Below are 17,214 nucleotides of genomic sequence, written 5' to 3'. Positions count from 1 at the left end.
ATGTTCCGTACCCGCTCCGTCGCCGCGACCGTCGCGCTCATCGCCGTCGCCGCGGTGGTGGGAGCCATCGGCGTCAACGGCCTGTCGATGTTCGCCGCGTCCGCCACCGACCTGATCGCCTTCCCCCAACCCGGTCAGATCAATCCTCATGCCGTCGCCGGGCTGGCCGTGGGACTGGTCATGCTGGCGTTCGCGGCCGTCCCGCTCGGGTGGGCGGCCTGGCGCGGGGCCTTCAACGCGGGGCCGCCGCCGTCCCCCGACGACGCCGAGGCGGCGAAGCCCGACCGTCAGGTGCTGGTCGCGGGCCTGGCGCTGCTCGGCCTGTCCATCGCCGAGGCCGCGCGAACGGGCCTGGGCGTGCTGGACGGTCTGGCCGCGTCGGCGGGCGGGGATCCCGCGCGGTGGATCGTCCCCGACGCGGTCAGCCAGGTGGCCGTGATCGGCGTGACGGTGCTCACGGCGGTGGCCACCATGCTGGGCGGCGAGGTGGGCCGCGCCGCGTCGATCGGCCTTTGTGGATTCTTCTGCCTCTCCGCGCTCCTCCGCCTCGGCGCTCCACTGTCGAACGTCGGGCTGTGGACGCACGACACCGTTTACGTCGAGGTCGGGCTGTCCCTGGTCCAGGGCATCGTCGCCGCGGGCGTCATCGTCGCCCTGGCCCGCCGCGACGTTCTCGCGTCGATCGAGGCGGGACAGGCGGTCGAGTCACAGCAGGGCCTTTAGCTCCTCGGCGGCGCGACGCAGGCGGGTCTTCATGAGTTTGCCGTTCCAGCGCAGCTCGTGGATCGGCATGGTGCAGGCGATCACGGTGCGGTGGCGCGGATCGGGGTCGTCGCGCACCACCGTCGCCGCGCAGCCGACCCCGGGATAGAACTGGCCCACCTCGGTGTAGACGCCGCGGGTGGTGAGGTTCGCCAGGTCGTGTTCCAGCGCGTCCAGCTCGGTCACGGTGAAGTCGGTGTAGCGGCGCATCCCCGATTCCCTGATGTAGCCGCTGCGCTCCTGCGGGGACATGGTGGCCAGCAGGGCCTTGCCGAGCGCGTGGGCGTGGGCGCCGTCGTCGAAGCCGACGATCAGGTCCTCCACGTGGGGCGAGCGGGCGCCCTCCGACACGGCGGTGACGGCGGCGCGGCCGTCGACGATGCGGCCCAGGAAGTGGCTGTATCCCGTGTCGCCCACCGTGCGCCGCAGCACCTCGGCCACCGTGGACGGTCCCCGCATGGTGTTGGCCAGGTCGGCGTAGCGGTCCGACACCGCCAGACCCACCTGGTAGCGGCCCGCGTCGCCGCGGATCAGGTAGCCCTCGTAGACCAGGGTGCGAACCAGGTGGTACGCGGTGGGCAGGTTGAGTTGGCAGCGCCGCGCGATCTGCTTGGCGGTCATGCCGTCCGGGGTGCTACCGACGGTCTCCATGACGCGTAGGGCTCTTTGGACACTGCGAATCAGATCCGTCGGTTCGGGTCTACTTCTCGGTTCGGGGCTTGGATCCTGTACCGAATCCCGACGGCCACGCTCGGTCATTCGATCCCACCTTCCGTCCTCACCCCCCGCTGCGCGATGCATGCTCTTCGAGACTGTCTTACCGCATGCGCATAGGGCATGTCCATGTTTCAGGAGCTTTCGTCATTTGAAATTTCACGCCTGGCAGCGACGGGTGGTTGCGAGGGAAGGTAGTGCTTGTCCATGTGATGCGGACTCAGAGCGGTGCGGGCACTGCCCCACCTGCAGTTATCGCGCCGCTTGCGAATTGTTCCCACCAACGATTCGCTTCACGGCCGCGGTGGAGGGGCACCCTGACCCCACCAGTCTCTCCACCGCGGCTTAAATCATTGCCTCACAACGAAGGCTTCCCCTCCTTACCGCTCGCGGCCTGGCCTGTAGCGTCGCGCCCGTGCGTTCCTCCACTCCCCTGCGCGCGGGTACCGCCGCCGTCATCACCACCGTGGCGACGGTCTGCCCCGTGTTCCTGGTGGGCGGGCTGAGTGTCCAGATCGAACACGAGCTGCGCTTCTCCACCTCGGGACTGGGACTGGCGGTGGCCGCGTACTTCACGGCCAGCGCGCTGGCGAGTTTCTCGAGCGGTCTGCTGGTGGAGCGGGTGGGCTCGCGCTTCGTCGGGCGGATCGCGATCGGCCTGGCCGCGGGGTCGCTGGCGATGATCGCGATCGCCGCCCACAGCTACTGGTCCCTGGTGCTGCTGATGGCGATCGCGGGGCCCGCCAACAGCCTCGGGCAGCTGTCGTCCAACGCGCTGTTGGCCAGGAAGGTGCCCGCGCGGCGCCAGGGCCTGATGTTCGGGGTGAAGCAGGCCGCGATTCCACTGTCGACGACGCTGGCGGGGCTCGCGGTGCCCGTGATCGCCCTGACCGTCGGGTGGCGCTGGGGATTCGTGGCCGCGGCGGTGCTGGCCGCGCTGGCGTGGTTCGTGCTGCCCGGCCCCGAGGACGCGGCGCCCCGCCCCCGGCCCGTGGCGCGGCGCCCACAGGCGGCGCTGGTCGTGGTGACGATCGCCGCCGCGCTGGGAGCCACCGCGGCCAACCCGATCGGCTCGTTCATCGCGGATTACGCGGTGCACCAAGGCATGTCGGAGTCGGCGGCGGGCCTGAACCTCACCCTGGGCGGCTTCGCGGGCCTGACGGCGCGGGTCGGCGTGGGTTGGCTGGCCGACCGCCGCGACGGCGGGCGGCTCACCATGGTGTCGATCATGCTGGGCGTCGGCGCGGCGGGCCTGGCGCTGTTGAACGCGCCCACGGTGTGGGCGATCCCGATCGGCACGGTGGCGGGCTTCGCGCTGGGCTGGGCGTGGCCGGGTCTGTTGAACTTCGCGGTGACCCTGAAGTTCGCCGAGGCCCCCGCCGCCGCCACGGGCGTCACCCAGATCGGGGTGTATCTCGGGGGAGCCTTGGGGCCCTTGGCTTTCGGCGCGATGGTCGACGGCTGGAGCTACGCCACGGCCTGGTGGATCATGGCGATTCTGATGGCCGCGGGCGCGGTCACGATGGTGTGGGGGCGTCGCATGCTGCTGCGGGCAACGTCATAGGCGTTACCTGCGTGTAAGGCATCGATGGTCGAGAAAGTATCGTGGTCTCGTGGTGAGTTTGGCGCAGCGCGCGACGCCAGTGGTATTCGTCGACCCGAAGCTCGAGGCCTCGGTCGTTGAGAAGCTGGCCGTCATCGAGGACCGACTGCACGCCGTGGTGGACTCGGGGGACTCCTTCCTGACCGAGACCGCCTCGCACGTGTTCAGGTCGGGGGGCAAGCGTTTCCGTCCCATGTTGACCCTGACGGCGGCGCACTTCGGCGACCCCGGGGCGCCGGGGGTGCTGGATTCGGCGCTGGTGGTGGAGCTGACCCACCTGGCGACGCTGTATCACGACGACGTCATGGACGAGGCGCCCACCAGGCACGGCGCGCCCAGCGCCAACTCGCGGTGGTCCAACTCGATCGCGATCCTCGCGGGCGACTACCTGTTCTCGGTCGCGTCCGAGCTGGTCGCGGGCCTCGGCTCCGACACCGTGCGCACCCAGGCCAGGACCTTCTCGCGCCTGGTGCATGGCCAGATCTCCGAGACGGTCGGCCCGCCCGCCGGCACTGAGCCGATCGACTGGTACCTGGGCGTTCTGGCCGAGAAGACGGGCTCCCTGATCGCCACCGCGGCCCGACTGGGGTCGCAGTTCGCGGGCGCGTCGCCCGAGGTGGTGGAGGCGGCGGCCGAGTTCGGCGAAATCGTCGGCGTGGCGTTCCAGCTGTCGGACGACCTCCTGGACATCGACTCCGACCCCAAGACCTCGGGCAAGACCCCGGGGACCGACCTGTTGGAGGGCGTGCCCACGCTTCCCGTGCTGTACGCCCAGACCAGCGACGACACCTCGCCGCGGCTGCGCGAGCTGGTGTCGAAGCCCGTGGCGCCCGAGGACCTGGCCGAGACCCTGCGGCTGCTGCGTGAATCTTCCGCGATGGACAAGGCGCGCCAGACCCTGGGCTCCTATGCCAAGCGCGCCAAGGAGGTCGCCGCCCGCCTGCCGAAGGGTTCGCCGCGCGACGCCCTGGCGGGCATGTGCGACTACATGATGGAGCGCGGCAGCTAGATCGGGCGCGTCGTGCCGCTCGCGGCGGAGGCGCGGGCGGCGTCGAGGACGCGGTGGGTGCGCACCGCCGCGGCGAAGTCGGGGATGTCGGGGTGCCCGCCGTCGATGTGCTCGGCGAGTCGGCGGTAGAACTCCGCGACGTGCAGCGCCTGCCCCGGCAGGCCCTCGCCCTCGCTTGTGGACAAAATCCTCCAGTCGCCGCCGACGCGATCGGTGCCGCGCAGCCGCAGCGGGCTGATCTGGACGCCGTATCCCGACAGCTCCCCCGCGATCGACTCGATGGCCAGATCGCCTCGGCTGCCCGAGATCTCGATGCGGACGCGGGGACGCGACGCCTTCGCCGCGGCGAGGTGCACCGAGGCCAGGGCGCCCGAGGCGAAGCGCGCGTGCGCCTGGAAGTGGTCGGGGCTGGTCACGACGAGGTGCCGCCCCGTCTCGTTGACGACGACGTCGCCGTGGCGCACGGCGGTGCGCGCCGAGATCTCGGACAGCTCGCCCAGAATGAATTCCAGGGCGTCGAGCGTGTGCCCGCCCGCCACCTCGAGGATGCCCGCGCCGCTGGAGGAGTCGTACGTGTAGGCATTGTGGACGGGGGTGCGGCCGCCCGCGCCCTTGGCGAGCGAGGAGTTCACCGTCACCGAGTCCACCTCGCCGACGTATCCCTCGGCGATCAGCTCCCGCGCCCGTCGGATCGGCGGCGCGAAGCGCGCCTGGAGCCCGACCGCGTGCCGCACGTCGGCGTCGGCGGCGAGGTCCCGCAGCCTGGTGGCCTCCTCGGTGTTCCGCGCCAGCGGCCATTCGCAGTACACGTGCTTTCCCGCCTCGACGGCGGCGCGCACCAGGACGTCGTGTGCGGGCACCTTGACGGTCACCACGACCAGGTCGACGTCGGGATGCGCGGCCAGCTCCGCGGCGTCGGCGAAGTGATGCGGCACACCCCATTCCCGCGCGGCGGCCCGCGCCGATTCCTCCTTCGTGGTGGACACGGCGGTGATGCGGTAGCGGTCGCCGAGGGCGCGCAGCGCGGGCACGTGGGCGCGGTTGGCCCAGCCCGCGCCGAGGCTGCCGCCGACGATGCCGACGCCGATGGTGTTGTCCGACATGGGTTCTCTCCTCGAGATTAAGCGGACGCGAGTGGTCCGTTTTCTCGCAGCCTACGTAAACGGACGCGTCGCGTCCACTTGCTGTTAGGCTTCACACATGAGCACCACCGTCAAGCCCCCGCGCGCCGACGCCCGCCGCAACACCGAGCTCCTGGTGGCCGCGGCCAAGGCCGCCGTGATCGACAACGACGGCCCCATCACCGCCCACGACCTGGCCCGCCGCGCGGGCGTCGGCATCGGCACCTTCTACCGCCGCGTCGGCTCGCTCGACGAGCTGCTGTCCCTGGCGCTGCGGCAGCTGCTCGACGAGGTGCTGGCCCTGGCCGCCGAGGCGACCGACGACGACGATCCCTGGGCTGGCTTCCTGCGCTTCGCGCGCTCCTATGTGCGGTTGCGGGCGGTGATCTGCGGCGTCAACGCGGTGATCGCGGACAAGACCGGCCTCGACATCTCCCCCGAGCTGTCGCGGCTGCGCGACGCCATCCAGACCCTGACCCGCCGCGCCCGGGACGCGGGGGAACTGCGCGCCGACCTCGACTGGACCGACGTCGCCTTCGCCCTGGCCGCCGTGGTGTCGGTCGACCACACCATCGGGCTCACCGCCGACAAGCGACAGTGGCGCCACAACCTGAGAATATTGCTGGACGGCCTGCGCCCCAACGGAAAGCCACGCGTCACCGACGCGGACCTCGGCTAGCTCTTCGCGCCCTTGGACGACGCGACGATCGCGCCGATCAGCGCGGCCAGCAGCAGGACGGACAGCAGCTCGAACGGCAGCACCCACGAGGCGAAGATCTCCGAGCCGAGGCTCTTGGGGGTGCCGACGTCCACCCTGGTCATGTCGATGGCGCGCCACCCGAAGGCGTCGGCCAGCAGCACCGCCAGCCCCACCCCGAACAGCCCGCCGACGACGGCGCCCGGCCAGCGGTTGCGGTCCAGGTCGGGCACGGCCCCGATCGGGGCGCGGGTGAGCATCACCGCGAACAGCAGCAGCACGACCACCGCCCCCACGTAGATCAGCACCTGCACCCAGGCGACGAGCTCGGCCGTCAGCACCAGGAAGCAGGCCGCCAGCCCACCCAGCGCGACGACCAGCCACAGGCCCGCGCGCACCAGGTGGCCCGTGGTCACCACCCGCACCGCCGCGGCCAGGGTCGCGGCGCCGAAGACGACGACAAGGACGTCGGTGACGGTCATGTCGCCGCCTTCCTCGCCACCGTCGTCTCCTCTTTGGACGGTTCACCCATCGGATCGTGGGCGGGAGGGGCGGGCACCGTCGGCATCCACTCCCCCAGCCTCTCCTTGTCGTGCAACATGTCCCGAATGTCGTACTCGGCGTACTCGAACTCGGGCGACCAGAACAGCGCGTCGAACGGGCACACCTCGATGCAGATCCCGCAGTACATGCACAGCGAGAAGTCGATGTCGAAGCGGTCCAGCACGTTGCGCTGGCGCGCGCGGGCCGCCCCGGGCACCTCGACGGTCTCCTTGTGCGAGTCGATGTAGATGCACCAGTCGGGACACTCGCGGGCGCACAGCATGCACACCGTGCAATTGGCTTCCTGCAACGCGATCACGCCCCGCGAACGCGGCGGAAGCTCGGGGGACTCGTCCGGGTACTGGTGGGTGTGCGACCGCTTGGTCATGGTCCGCAACGTGACCGCCAGCCCCTTGGCCAGCCCACTGCCCGGAATGCTCATGTGGCCATCTTGGCATGAAACGGTGGCGGGACGGCGATCCGTCCGCCCCACCACCGCACACTCACGGCGTCTCGACGACGCCCCGACCCCGCTCCACCCGCAGGCGGCGGGTGACGCCGATGGCGTCCAGGAACGCGGTGTCGTGGCTGACCACGATGAGCGCACCGCGATAGCCCGACAGGGCCTGCCGCAGCTGCCGAACGCTGGTCATGTCCAGGTTGTTCGTCGGTTCGTCCAGCATGAGCAGTTGTGGCGCGGGTTCGGCCGACAGCACCGCCGCCAGCGCCGCCCGCAGGCGTTCCCCACCGGACAAGGTGGACACCACCTGGTGGACCTTGGTGGTGCGAAACAGGAACCGCGCCAGTCGGGTGCGGATCAGCGTGTCGTCGGCCTCGGGCGCGAAGCGGCGCACGTTGTCGAACACACTGAGCTCGGGCTTCAGGATCTCCAGGCGCTGCGGCAGGTAGTGCGCGGGCACCGTGAGTTTCATGATTCCCGCGTCCGGTCCCAATTGCCCCGCGATCAGCCGCAACAGCGTGGTCTTGCCCGCGCCGTTGGGGCCCGTGATCGCGATGCGTTCGGGGCCGCGCACCAACAGATCGACATCGCGAATGATGTCGCCGAAGCCGAGACCACGGGCCGACAGGACGTCGCGTCCCGCGGGCACCTCGGTCTCGGGCAGGTCGACGCGAATCTCGGCGTCATCGCGCAACCTGTCCTCGGCCTCGTCCAGGCGGTCCTTGGCGTCGGCCAGGTCCGTCTGTTTGTCGATCTTCAACTTGCCCGCGCTCACCTGCGCCGAGCGCTTCCGAAGTTTCATCACCGCGCGTGGCTCGCGGGTGTTGTCCCACATCTTCTGCGCGTAGCGCTTGCGTCGCGCCAGCTTCACCTGAGTTTCGATCAGCTCCTGTTTCTGCTTGTTCATGTCGGCCTTGGCGACCCGCACCATCCGCTGCGCGGCCTCCTGCTCGACGGCGATCGCCTCCTCATAGGACGAATAGTTGCCCTCGAAGGTGCGGATCCTGCCGCCGCGCAGTTCGGCGACGGCGCCGACCCGCTCCAGCAGTTGGCGGTCGTGGCTGATGATCAGCAGGGTCCCGCCGAACTCGTCCACCGCCCGGTACAGCGACGCTCGCGCGTCGATGTCCAGGTTGTTGGTGGGCTCGTCCAGCACCAGCACCTTCGGCTGCCGCAGCAGCCGACCCGCCAGACCGACCAGCATGGACTCTCCGCCCGACAGGCTGCCCACCGTGCGGTCGAGATCCAGGGTGGACAGCCCGAGGCGGTCCAGATGGGCGCGGGCGCGCTCCTCCAGATCCCAGTCCTCGCCGACGACGGCGAAGTTGGCCTCGGACGCGTCTCCCGATTCGATGGCGCGCAAGGCTTCGCGTTGTTTCGCGATGCCCAGCAGGCCGTCGACCCGATCGTCGAGGCGCAGCGGCAGCTCCTGGGGCAGGTACTCCAGGTGTCCCTCCACGGTGATCGATCCTCGGGAGGGCGTCAGCTCGCCGACGACCAGGCGCAGCAGAGTGGACTTTCCCGCGCCGTTGTCGCCGACCAGGGCGGTGTGCCCGTCGGAGGCGACGAACTCCAGTCCGTCGAACACGGGTGTGCCGTCCGGCCAGGCGAAGGCGAGGTCGTTGACGGTAAGAAATGTAGACATAGGGCGGCTCCTTCACAATCACGGTTGACGTTGGTTGCGAATGGAGACACCGCGCTGTCGCGGCAAAGCGAAGAATTGAGGTGCCGTACACAGGCCCTCTCCCAGGTCGCTCGCGCAGGCGGACGGCACAGCGTCGCGCGCGGTATCTCGCGAACTAGGAGATGTACATGGCGGCCTTCCGACGGCGAATAAGACGGCCGAAATTATAAGCATGATCCGCCGACGCGCGCAAGCGCCGGGGACGCGGCTCACAGCACCCGGTGCACCTTGTGCTGGGCGGCCTGGGCCAGCGGGCGCACCACCAGACGGTCCACATTGATGTGATGCGGCAGGGTGACCGCCCAGGCCACGCACTCGGCGATGTCGTCGGCCACCAGCGGTTCGGCCACGCCCGCGTACGTCTTGGCGGCCGCGGCGGCGTCGCCGCGGTTGCGCACCAGCGCGAACTCCTCGGTGCGCACCATGCCCGGGTCGATCTCGACGACCCGCACCGGTTCGCCGCACAGCTCGAGCCGCAGCGTCTCGGCCAGGGCGGTCTCGCCGTGCTTGGCCGCGGTGTATCCGCCGCCGCCCTCGTACGTGACGAGCCCCGCCGTGGACGACATCACCACGACGGTCCCCGCGCCCGAGGCGATCAGGGATGGCAAGAGCCCCTTGGTGACGCGCAGCGTGCCGATCACGTTGACCTCGTACATCCGCTGCCAGTCGGCGGGGTCGGACTTCGCGACGGTCTCGAAGCCGAAGGCGCCACCGGCGTTGTTGACCAGCAGCCGCACCTCGCCGATCCGCCCCGCCTGTTCGACCAGCTCGTCGACGTCTGCCTGGTCGGTGATGTCGCAGGCCACGGCGGTGCCGTCGATGTCGGCGACGAGGCCGGCCAGCCGCTCGGCGCGGCGGGCGGCGGCCACCACGTGGAAGCCCTCGGCGGCGAGGCGGCGCGCGGTGGCGTGTCCGATGCCGGACGAGGCGCCGGTGACGACGGCGAGCGGTCGGCTCATGCTGCTGGCTCCTAAAGGTTGTCTCGTTGTCTCAGGTTAGGCGAGACGAGGCTGATGGCGAGTGGATGCAAGGCGGAGGTGCGGCCGCATCCCGGTGTTGGATGCGGGCGTGCCGACAACGCCGCAGACGCCGTCATCAGTCCGTCGCAGCCAAGTTGCTGGGCAACGAGACGACCTTTAGGGTCGCGGGCGGTCGGCTCGACTGTATATCGCCTCACGTTTGGGCAACGTGGCTTGCCTGCGCGAACGTCATGTCGGGAAGATGCCAACCGGATAGACGGTTACAACGTGGCGGTCGCCCCGGTCACATCCCGCGAGAGAAGAGCCTCTGCCATGCGAAGAGATTGCCAGCACCATCTGGATCGCACGATTCGCTCCTGTACCGATCAGTCGCGGCCCCGCAGGGTGGCGATGCTGTCGATGCACACCTCGCCGCTGGCGCAGCCGGGCATCGGGGACGCCGGGGGGATGAACGTCTACATTATGCAGACGGCGCGGCGGCTGGCCGACGTCAACGTGGCCGTGGAGATCTTCACCCGCGCCACCTCCAGCGAGCAGCCGCCCACGGTGCGGGTGTCGGACGGCATCACCGTGCACCAGGTGCCCGCCGGTCCCTTCGAGGGGCTGTCCAAAAACGACCTTCCGGGTCAGTTGTGCGCCTTCACCAACGGCGTGCTGCGCGCCGAGGCCGCGCACCCGCCGGGCTGGTACGACATCGTCCACTCGCACTACTGGCTGTCCGGCCAGGCGGGCTGGCTGGCCAGCGAGCGCTGGGGGGTGCCGCTGGTGCATTCGGCCCACACGCTGGCCAAGGTGAAGAACCGCGACCTGGCGGTCGGCGACGCGCCGGAGCCGGTGAACCGGGTGCTGGGCGAGGAGCTCGTGGTCGCCGAGTCCGACGCCCTGATCACCAACACCGCCGCCGAGGCCGCCGACCTGGTGGACCTGTACGACGCCGACCCGAAGAAGGTGGCGGTGGCGCCGCCCGGCGTCGACCCCGAGATCTTCCGCCCCGGCGACGTCGCCGCCGCCCGCGCCGAGCTGGGTCTGGCGGCCGACGATCTGGTGCTGGGCTTCGTCGGCCGCATCCAGCCCCTGAAGGCCCCCGACGTGCTGGTGCGCGCGGTGGCGCGGCTGCGCCGCCTCAATCCCGGCATCGCCGACAAGGTGAAGCTGCTCATCGTGGGCGGGCTGTCCGGCAACGGCGTCGCCCGGCCCCACTGGCTCAAGGAGCTGGCGGCCAGCGAGGGCGTCGGCGACAGCGTCCGGTTCCTGCCGCCGCGCGCCGGCGTCGGCCTGGCCCGGGTGTTTCGGGCCAGCGACGTGGTGTGCGTCCCGAGCCACAACGAGACCTTCGGCCTGGTGGCGCTGGAGGCCCAGGCGTGCGGCACCCCCGTGGTGGCCGCCGACGTCGGCGGGCTGAAGACGGCGGTGCGCGACGGCTACAGCGGCATCCTGGTCAACGGGCACGACGAGACCGACTGGGCGCACGCCCTGGACCGCCTGCTCACCGACGCGCCGCGCCGGGAGGCGTTGGCGCGCGGGGCCCTGCGCCACGCCGAGTCCTTCACGTGGCAGCGCACCGCCGCCAGCCTGCTGGACACCTACGGCGGCGCCGCGCGGCGCCGCCAGGTGTCGCGGATGCGCGCGGCGGCCTCGGGTCGGTAACCTCGCGGCATGAAGCAGCTGTTGGACGGCCTCGGCGTCGAGTGGGAGGCCACCTCGGAATCGTCCTTTGTGGTGATCCTGCCGGGCGTCCACAAGCTCAAGACGCTGTGCAATCTGATCGTGGAGAAGCACGCGCTGCGACTGGAGGCGTTCGTGGTGCGCTGCCCCGAGGAAAACCACGAACGCCTGTGGCGCTTGTTGTTGCACCGCAACGCCTCCCTGTACGGTGTGGCGTTCAGCGTCGACGACAACGGCGACGTCTACCTCACCGGGCGGGTGCCGCTGTCCGGTGTGGACGCCGAGGAGCTGGATCGCCTGCTGGGTTCCGTCCTGACGTACTCCGACGAGATCTTCGACCTGGCCCTGGAGATCGGCTTCGCGTCGGCGATCCGCCGCGAGTGGGCCTGGCGGCTGGATCGCGGCGAGTCGACCCGCAACCTGGCCGCCTTCGAGCACCTGCGGCCCGATGCTCAGGACGCCACGGTGGAGCGGGATTCGTAGTCCTTCAAGGTGATGAGGTTCGCGTTCTTCTGGATGCTGCCGAACATCCTGGCCGCGCCCGGCAGGTGGGGCAGCACGCGCATGAACGTGGTGCGCGCCCAGATCCCGCGCCGGGTACGGGGAGCGAAGCCGTTGGCCCCGCCGGGCGGCCGCTTCATGTTGGCGGCGGCGTACTCCCGCATTTCCTCCTGATAGGACGCGAACGCCGCCGGCAGGTCGCCGCGGATGGCGATCTCGCCGGCCAGCACGTAGGCGCCCACCAGCGCCATGCTGGTGCCCATCCCCAGCGAGCCGCCGCAGCAGGCGTCCCCCAACAACACCGCGCGGCCCCGGGACCAGCCGTCGACCCTCACCTCGCCGACCCGGGCGAAGTACACGTCGTCGGTGTGCCGCAGCTGCTCCATGAGCGACGGGAACTCCCAGCCCGCCCCCGCGAACACCCGCAGCAGCAGCTCCTTCTGGGACGCGACGTCGCGCGGCTCGGGATCCATTGGCGGGCAGACGAAACCCAGCAGCGCCCGCACCTCTCCGGTGTCGCGGATCGGGTAGAGGACGCCGACGCGCCCGTTCACCCCGTTGCCGGCGGGAATGTTGCACATCAGTTCCCAGCCGTCGAAGTCCAGCTCGCTGTGCGCGGGGAAATAGGACATGTAGTGGCCGAGGTCGTGGACGACGTTGGCGTCGTCGCCGAACGCCAACCGCCGCACCCCCGAGCGCAGCCCGTCGGCGCCCACCACCGCGTCGAAGCGCCGCGTCGGCGATCGCGCGAAGTCCACCTCGACGCCTGCGCCGGTGTGGCTCATCGCGGTGATGAGGTCGTCGAAGAGGTACTCGACGGAGTCCCCGGCGCTGTCGTGCAGGATGCGCACCAGGTCGCCCCGCAGGATCTCGATGTCGGCGACGATCCCGCCCGAGTCGCCGAAGGACTCGGCGTCCATGGCGGCGCGGCGCCGGTTGTCGGTGTCGACGATGGCGATGCCGCGGGTTCCGGTGTGGTGGGCGCGGATCGCGTCCATGAGGCCCATGCGGGTGATCACCTCGCGGGCGGTGCCGCGGATGTCGATGGCCTGGCCGCCGCCGCGCAGGCCTGGCGCCCGTTCCACCACGGTGACGTTGATGCCGTAACGGCGCAACCAGTGGGCCAGTCCCAGTCCGGCGATTCCGGCGCCCGAGATCAGGATGTGTCGGTGTGACATGAGGGGTCCTTCCAACGATGAATGTCTATGCCTCGTACACGGTAGGACAGTGCGGTGTACGCTGCGCGCTTAGCCCGTCCATTGTGAAGCGCTCTATGATGAGTGTTCTTGCTACACAGGGATTCCTTTCGAGCCTTCGAGAGATAAAGATCAGAGCGCACTAGTGCACTAGGAGCACCGATGCCCCGCCGCCCGCCCTATCTCGAGATCGCCGCCGTCATCCGCGGCCACATCACCTCCGGCCGCCTGCGCCCGGGCGACCGCGTCCCCTCCACCCGCGGCATCACCCGCGACTTCGGCGTGGCCATGGCCACCGCCACCAAGGTGATCGCCGTCCTGCGCGACGAGGGCCTGGTGGAGACCCGGCCGGGGGCGGGCACGATCGTCCGCGACCCGGCGCGCCCCGCCGGTCGCGCCCGCGAGCCCGAGCTGAGCCGCGACCGCGTCGTCGCCGCCGCCGTCGCCCTGGCCGACGCCGAGGGCCTGGCCCAGCTGTCGATGCGCCGCATCGCCACCGACCTCGGCGCCGCGACGATGTCGCTGTACCGCCACGTGTCCAGCAAGGACGAGCTCGTCGCCGAGATGTCCGACCGGGTCTTCGGCGAGGTCGGCTTCCCCGACCCGGGCCCCACCGGCTGGCGCCCCCGCCTGGAGCTGGCCGCCCGCCTCATGTGGACGGTGATGCGCCGTCACCCGTGGGTCGCCGACCAGGTCTCGATGACCCGCCCCCGGGTGATCCCCAACCAGATGGCCTACGCCGAGTGGTCCCTGGCGACCCTGACGTCCATGGGCCTCGACGACAACGACCTGATGTTCGTCCACCTCAGCCTGTTCGGCCACGTCCGCGGGATGGCCATGAATCTCCAGCCCGAGGCCCAGGCCGAGCAGGACACCGGTCTGTCCGCCGACGAGTGGATCGAGACCCAGGAGGACGCGCTGCTCGAGCTGATCGCCGACGGCCGTTACCCGACCTTCGAGCACGTCATCACGCGGGAGTTCGACTACGACCTGGACGCGGTCTTCGAGTACGGCCTGGCGAGGCTTTTGGACGGCGTCGCCGCTCATTTCGGCTTGTGATATACATCTCACGGAGCGTGAGGCCCGACTTACCGCGCATCAACGGGGCAGGTACCTACCGTGAATTCGCACAAGTTCACGTATGCGTCACCGTCGTGACGTTTACGCGCCAGAAACCGCAGTGAAAATTGGGCAACCGGACCCGGTGGGTGAAACGTCGTATGGGTTGGATAGACAATTCCACCCTACAAGTAGTAGGGTCGGCTGCGACGGCCATTGGGGGCCGCCCTTCGACAGCCGACCACAACGGTGAGCACCAGCCTTTTCCGTCACCGGACGCAGTGGCGGAAATTGATGCTGCCCAAAAACGAAGGCAAGGCATGAGAATCACGTTTCTGGCGCACGACATCTGCCATGTCGGCGGGACCATTAGGGCGACGCTCAACACCGCCCAGGCCCTGGTCAATCAGGGGCACGACGTCGAGATCGCCGCGGTCTTCCGCTTCCGCGAGGTGCCGCAGTTCAGCGTGGATCCCCGGATCCGCGTCACCTACCTTGTCAACCGGAAGCGGCCGACCATGGGCATCGGCGACCGGGTCCGGCGACGGATGTCCTCGCAGGTCTACCCCGCCGCCGACAGCCGCTCGGCCGAGTTCAACCGGCTCACCGACCGCAAGGTCGCGGAGTTCCTGCGCGACTGCGACGCCGACGTGATCGTCGGCACCCGGCCCGGGCTGAACGTCTACGTGTCGCGGTTCGCGCCGCGCCGCGCCGTCACCGTCGGCCAGGAGCACCTCTTCCTCGCCAAGCACAAGCCGGAGCTGAAGGACGCGCTGCGCCGCGACTACGGGCGGCTCGACGCGTTGGTGACCGTGAGCGCCGCCGACGCCGAGGACTACCGGCGCAACCTGCCGCAGCTGGGCGACCGGGTGCACTTCATCCCCAACTCGATCGTGCCGACGCCGCTGGAGCCGTCGAACGGGGACAACAAGATCGTCATCGCGGCCGGGCGGATGGCCGGGTCGAAGCGCTTCGACATGATGGTGAAGGCGTTCGTCGAGGTGCGGCGCCGTCACCCGGACTGGGCGCTGCGGATCTACGGCGGCGGCAAGAAGGCCGCGCAGATCCGCAATCTGGTCATCAAGCTGGGGCTGGACGACTCGGTGTCGCTGATGGGCCGGGCGACCCCGCTGGACACGGAGTGGGTGAAGGGCTCGATCGCGGCGATGACGTCGAAGTTCGAGTCGTTCGGGCTCACCATCGTGGAGGCGATGAACTGCGGGCTTCCCGTGGTGTCGACCGCCTGCGACTACGGCCCGCCGGAGATCATCGACGACGGCGTGGACGGCCTGCTCACCCCCCTGAACTCCGTGAAGCGCTTCGCCGACGCCCTGTGCGAGCTCATCGAGGACGAGCCGAAGCGGCGGCGGATGGCCGCCGCCGCGCTGGACAAGTCGCGCCGCTACTTCCCCGCCGCGGTGGCCACCCAGTACGCGGAGCTGTTCACGAGGCTGGTCGCCACCAAGGAGGCGACGCCGCCGCAGGGCCTACCGGTCCCCGCCGGGCGCACCGTCTCGCGGTGGCGGGGGCTTTCCACCGTGAGGGCCTCGGCCGGTCACCTGGCCACGGCCGCCTCGCCGCTGGTGGAGGAGAGCGTCGACTGCCGCCCGCTGTCCTTTGAGGACGTAATGCTGGACGTGCACGACAACCGGACCTCGCGAATGAGCCTGGTCAACGAGAACGGCGACGCCGTGAACCTGCCGCTGGGCAACGGATCGGCCGTCCGGCTCGACGCCACCATGGTGCGGGGGCTGTCGGAGGGCATCTGGACCCTGCACCACGACGGCACCCCCGCCCGCGCCGGCCGCGTCGACTCGCGCGCGCTGCTGCGGGCGCCCGAGACGCTGCCGTCCACCGTGGTGGTGCCGTACGCCGCCGAGGGCAGACTGCACCTGCGGGTGTGGCGGCGCGACCGCTACGCCGAGGTCGGCTCCGTGACCTGGGAGGCCGACGCCGTCGTGGTCACCGGGCGGCTGCACGGCGCCTGCGTGCCCGAGCGGCTCACCCGACTGGCGGCCCGGCTGCGGCATCACGACGTGGCGCGCCACTTCCCCGTCGAGACGGACGCGGCGGGTCGCTTCACCGCGCGGATCGCCGCCGACGTGCTGCTGCGCGACGAGCTCCCCCGGCCCCGCGACCTGTGGGACCTGTGGCTGGAGGACGCCGCGGGCGGCAGCCCGGTGCGGCTGGCGCGGTTCTTCGACGACATCGCGCAGCGCAAGGCGGTGCAGCGCTTCAGCGTCCTGGACCGGGACCACCTCGGCGCCACCCTGCGGGTGCGGCCCTACTTCACCATCGACAACGAACTGTCCGTCATGGTGGATCCGGTGCCGCCGAAGTAGGCGCTCACCAGGAGCCGTAGACCCTGCGGGTGTTGGCGGCGATCACCGAGCAGAACGCCTCGAGGTCGCGCTCCAGATGCGCGGCCAGGAAGCGCACCGTGGTCGGCATCAGGTACGGGCCGTTGCGGCGGCCCCGGTGGGGCACCGGCGCCATGAACGGCGCGTCGGTCTCGACCAGCATCAGATCCGGCGGGCAGGCCGCGGCCGCCTCGCGCAGCCCGGGGGCGTTCTTGAAGCTGACGTTGCCGGCGAAGCTCATGTGGTAACCGCGGCGGGCGCATTCGGCGGCGAAGGCGGCGTCGCCGGAGAAGCAGTGCATCACGACGGTGTCGGGCGCGCCCTCGTCGTCCAGGACCCGCAGCACGTCGTCGTGGGACTCGCGGTCGTGGATCATCAGGGCCCGACGGTGGGTCTTGGCCAGCGCGATGTGTTGCCGCAGCGAGTGTTCCTGCGCGCGCGTGCCCTCGGGGCCGGTGCGGAAGGAGTCCATGCCGGTCTCGCCGAGCGCCACCACCAGCGGGTGCTGGGCCAGCTTGTCGATCTCGGCGAGCTGGGCGTCCAGGTCGTCGAGCTTCGGGGCCTCGTTGGGGTGCAGGGCTACCGCGGCCCGCACCCGGTCGTCGGACTCGGCCAGTTCCACGGCCCAGCGCGAGGACGCCACGTCGGTGCCGACCTGGACGACGCGGTCGACGCCGACGGCCGCGGCGGCGTCCAGTTCGGACGTCACGGCGGCGGAGGCCGGGTCGGTGGCGGTGTACGCGCCGGTCCCGGGGTTCCAACCGGCCACGAAGTCCAGGTGGGTGTGGTTGTCGGGGACCGGAACCGGCAGCGGTTCGGGGGCGGCCGGGCGGTCCTCGTAGTTGCTGCGTTTCGACATC

Annotated in this window: 15 protein-coding genes and 1 pseudogene; 8 read left to right on the top strand and 8 right to left on the bottom strand. The window is 70.3% G+C overall.

Annotated features, from left to right (window positions below; translation table 11 throughout):
• On the top strand, nt 1–723 hold the full coding sequence (locus VE172_RS17530) for a hypothetical protein (RefSeq protein WP_324803243.1): 723 nt from the start codon (nt 1–3) through the stop codon (nt 721–723).
• On the opposite strand, the gene VE172_RS17525 is transcribed toward VE172_RS17530, so the two are convergent.
• On the bottom strand, nt 706–1,521 hold the full coding sequence (locus VE172_RS17525; RefSeq protein ID WP_324803242.1) for an IclR family transcriptional regulator: 816 nt from the start codon (nt 1,519–1,521) through the stop codon (nt 706–708). The two genes, VE172_RS17530 and VE172_RS17525, sit on opposite strands and share 18 nt — an antisense overlap.
• Nucleotides 1,522–1,891: 370 nt before the next feature.
• Here VE172_RS17525 and VE172_RS17520 point away from each other — a divergent pair, with 370 nt between their 5' ends.
• Nucleotides 1,892–3,040: an MFS transporter gene (locus VE172_RS17520; protein WP_324803241.1), complete on the top strand. Its 1,149-nt coding sequence runs from the start codon at nt 1,892–1,894 to the stop codon at nt 3,038–3,040.
• A 49-nt stretch (nt 3,041–3,089) separates the two neighbouring features.
• Nucleotides 3,090–4,088, top strand: a complete 999-nt coding sequence (locus tag VE172_RS17515) for a polyprenyl synthetase family protein (protein WP_324803240.1) — start codon at nt 3,090–3,092, stop codon at nt 4,086–4,088.
• Here VE172_RS17515 and VE172_RS17510 read toward each other — a convergent pair.
• The gene (locus tag VE172_RS17510) at nt 4,085–5,191 is read right to left on the bottom strand and encodes a Gfo/Idh/MocA family protein (protein WP_324803239.1); all 1,107 of its coding nucleotides are present in this window, start codon (nt 5,189–5,191) and stop codon (nt 4,085–4,087) included. The genes VE172_RS17515 and VE172_RS17510 overlap by 4 nt on opposite strands.
• 97 nt (nt 5,192–5,288) lie before the next feature.
• On the opposite strand from VE172_RS17510, the gene VE172_RS17505 reads away from it, so the two are divergent.
• Nucleotides 5,289–5,888, top strand: coding sequence for a TetR/AcrR family transcriptional regulator (locus VE172_RS17505; RefSeq protein ID WP_324803238.1), 600 nt, complete (start codon nt 5,289–5,291; stop codon nt 5,886–5,888).
• On the opposite strand, the gene VE172_RS17500 is transcribed toward VE172_RS17505, so the two are convergent.
• From VE172_RS17500 to VE172_RS17485, 4 genes and pseudogenes are all read right to left on the bottom strand, one after another.
• Nucleotides 5,885–6,388: an NADH-quinone oxidoreductase subunit J family protein gene (locus VE172_RS17500; RefSeq protein ID WP_324803237.1), complete on the bottom strand. Its 504-nt coding sequence runs from the start codon at nt 6,386–6,388 to the stop codon at nt 5,885–5,887. The two genes, VE172_RS17505 and VE172_RS17500, sit on opposite strands and share 4 nt — an antisense overlap.
• A gap of 2 nt (nt 6,389–6,390) precedes the next feature.
• Nucleotides 6,391–6,891: pseudogene (locus VE172_RS17495) on the bottom strand (NuoI/complex I 23 kDa subunit family protein); the annotation flags it as partial.
• Nucleotides 6,892–6,952: 61 nt separating this feature from the next.
• Nucleotides 6,953–8,554: an ABC-F family ATP-binding cassette domain-containing protein gene (locus tag VE172_RS17490; RefSeq protein ID WP_324803235.1), complete on the bottom strand. Its 1,602-nt coding sequence runs from the start codon at nt 8,552–8,554 to the stop codon at nt 6,953–6,955.
• A 248-nt stretch (nt 8,555–8,802) separates the two neighbouring features.
• Nucleotides 8,803–9,552, bottom strand: coding sequence for an SDR family oxidoreductase (locus VE172_RS17485; protein ID WP_324803234.1), 750 nt, complete (start codon nt 9,550–9,552; stop codon nt 8,803–8,805).
• Between the two features lie 369 nt (nt 9,553–9,921).
• Between VE172_RS17485 and mshA the strand changes: the two genes are divergently transcribed.
• Complete coding sequence (gene mshA, locus VE172_RS17480; protein ID WP_349258437.1) at nt 9,922–11,220, top strand: D-inositol-3-phosphate glycosyltransferase; 1,299 nt, start codon at nt 9,922–9,924, stop codon at nt 11,218–11,220.
• Between the two features lie 9 nt (nt 11,221–11,229).
• On the top strand, nt 11,230–11,721 hold the full coding sequence (locus tag VE172_RS17475) for a type III secretion system chaperone family protein (RefSeq protein WP_324803232.1): 492 nt from the start codon (nt 11,230–11,232) through the stop codon (nt 11,719–11,721).
• On the opposite strand, the gene VE172_RS17470 is transcribed toward VE172_RS17475, so the two are convergent.
• Entirely contained in the window at nt 11,691–12,917 is a 1,227-nt protein-coding gene (locus VE172_RS17470) for an FAD-dependent monooxygenase (protein ID WP_324803231.1), read from the bottom strand. The two genes, VE172_RS17475 and VE172_RS17470, sit on opposite strands and share 31 nt — an antisense overlap.
• Before the next feature lie 180 nt (nt 12,918–13,097).
• Between VE172_RS17470 and VE172_RS17465 the strand changes: the two genes are divergently transcribed.
• Together VE172_RS17465 and VE172_RS17460 are read left to right on the top strand one after the other, a co-directional pair.
• Nucleotides 13,098–13,994 carry a TetR/AcrR family transcriptional regulator C-terminal domain-containing protein gene (locus VE172_RS17465; protein ID WP_324803230.1) on the top strand — a complete coding sequence of 299 codons (897 nt, stop codon included), beginning with the start codon at nt 13,098–13,100 and terminating at the stop codon, nt 13,992–13,994.
• A 320-nt stretch (nt 13,995–14,314) separates the two neighbouring features.
• Nucleotides 14,315–16,336 carry a glycosyltransferase family 4 protein gene (locus VE172_RS17460; RefSeq protein WP_324803229.1) on the top strand — a complete coding sequence of 674 codons (2,022 nt, stop codon included), beginning with the start codon at nt 14,315–14,317 and terminating at the stop codon, nt 16,334–16,336.
• A 4-nt stretch (nt 16,337–16,340) separates the two neighbouring features.
• Here VE172_RS17460 and VE172_RS17455 read toward each other — a convergent pair whose 3' ends face one another.
• Nucleotides 16,341–17,213: a TatD family hydrolase gene (locus VE172_RS17455; protein WP_324803228.1), complete on the bottom strand. Its 873-nt coding sequence runs from the start codon at nt 17,211–17,213 to the stop codon at nt 16,341–16,343.
• Nucleotide 17,214: the final 1 nt, after the last annotated feature.

It is taken from the genome of Stackebrandtia sp., from assembly GCF_035643755.1.
GTDB lineage: Bacteria > Actinomycetota > Actinomycetes > Mycobacteriales > Micromonosporaceae > Stackebrandtia.
This window is presented reverse-complemented; position numbering and strand designations above follow the sequence as displayed.

What these genes read in the sequence shown, in the direction of transcription:
- VE172_RS17530 (WP_324803243.1), top strand. Translation starts at nt 1, where the DNA reads ATGTTCCGTACCCGCTCCGTCGCCGCGACCGTCGCGCTCATCGCCGTC.
- VE172_RS17525 (WP_324803242.1), bottom strand. Translation starts at nt 1,521, where the DNA reads ATGACCGAGCGTGGCCGTCGGGATTCGGTACAGGATCCAAGCCCCGAA.
- VE172_RS17510 (WP_324803239.1), bottom strand. Translation starts at nt 5,191, where the DNA reads ATGTCGGACAACACCATCGGCGTCGGCATCGTCGGCGGCAGCCTCGGC.
- VE172_RS17505 (WP_324803238.1), top strand. Translation starts at nt 5,289, where the DNA reads ATGAGCACCACCGTCAAGCCCCCGCGCGCCGACGCCCGCCGCAACACC.
- VE172_RS17500 (WP_324803237.1), bottom strand. Translation starts at nt 6,388, where the DNA reads ATGACCGTCACCGACGTCCTTGTCGTCGTCTTCGGCGCCGCGACCCTG.
- VE172_RS17490 (WP_324803235.1), bottom strand. Translation starts at nt 8,554, where the DNA reads ATGTCTACATTTCTTACCGTCAACGACCTCGCCTTCGCCTGGCCGGAC.
- VE172_RS17485 (WP_324803234.1), bottom strand. Translation starts at nt 9,552, where the DNA reads ATGAGCCGACCGCTCGCCGTCGTCACCGGCGCCTCGTCCGGCATCGGA.
- VE172_RS17475 (WP_324803232.1), top strand. Translation starts at nt 11,230, where the DNA reads ATGAAGCAGCTGTTGGACGGCCTCGGCGTCGAGTGGGAGGCCACCTCG.
- VE172_RS17470 (WP_324803231.1), bottom strand. Translation starts at nt 12,917, where the DNA reads ATGTCACACCGACACATCCTGATCTCGGGCGCCGGAATCGCCGGACTG.
- VE172_RS17465 (WP_324803230.1), top strand. Translation starts at nt 13,098, where the DNA reads ATGCCCCGCCGCCCGCCCTATCTCGAGATCGCCGCCGTCATCCGCGGC.
- VE172_RS17460 (WP_324803229.1), top strand. Translation starts at nt 14,315, where the DNA reads ATGAGAATCACGTTTCTGGCGCACGACATCTGCCATGTCGGCGGGACC.
- VE172_RS17455 (WP_324803228.1), bottom strand. Translation starts at nt 17,213, where the DNA reads ATGTCGAAACGCAGCAACTACGAGGACCGCCCGGCCGCCCCCGAACCG.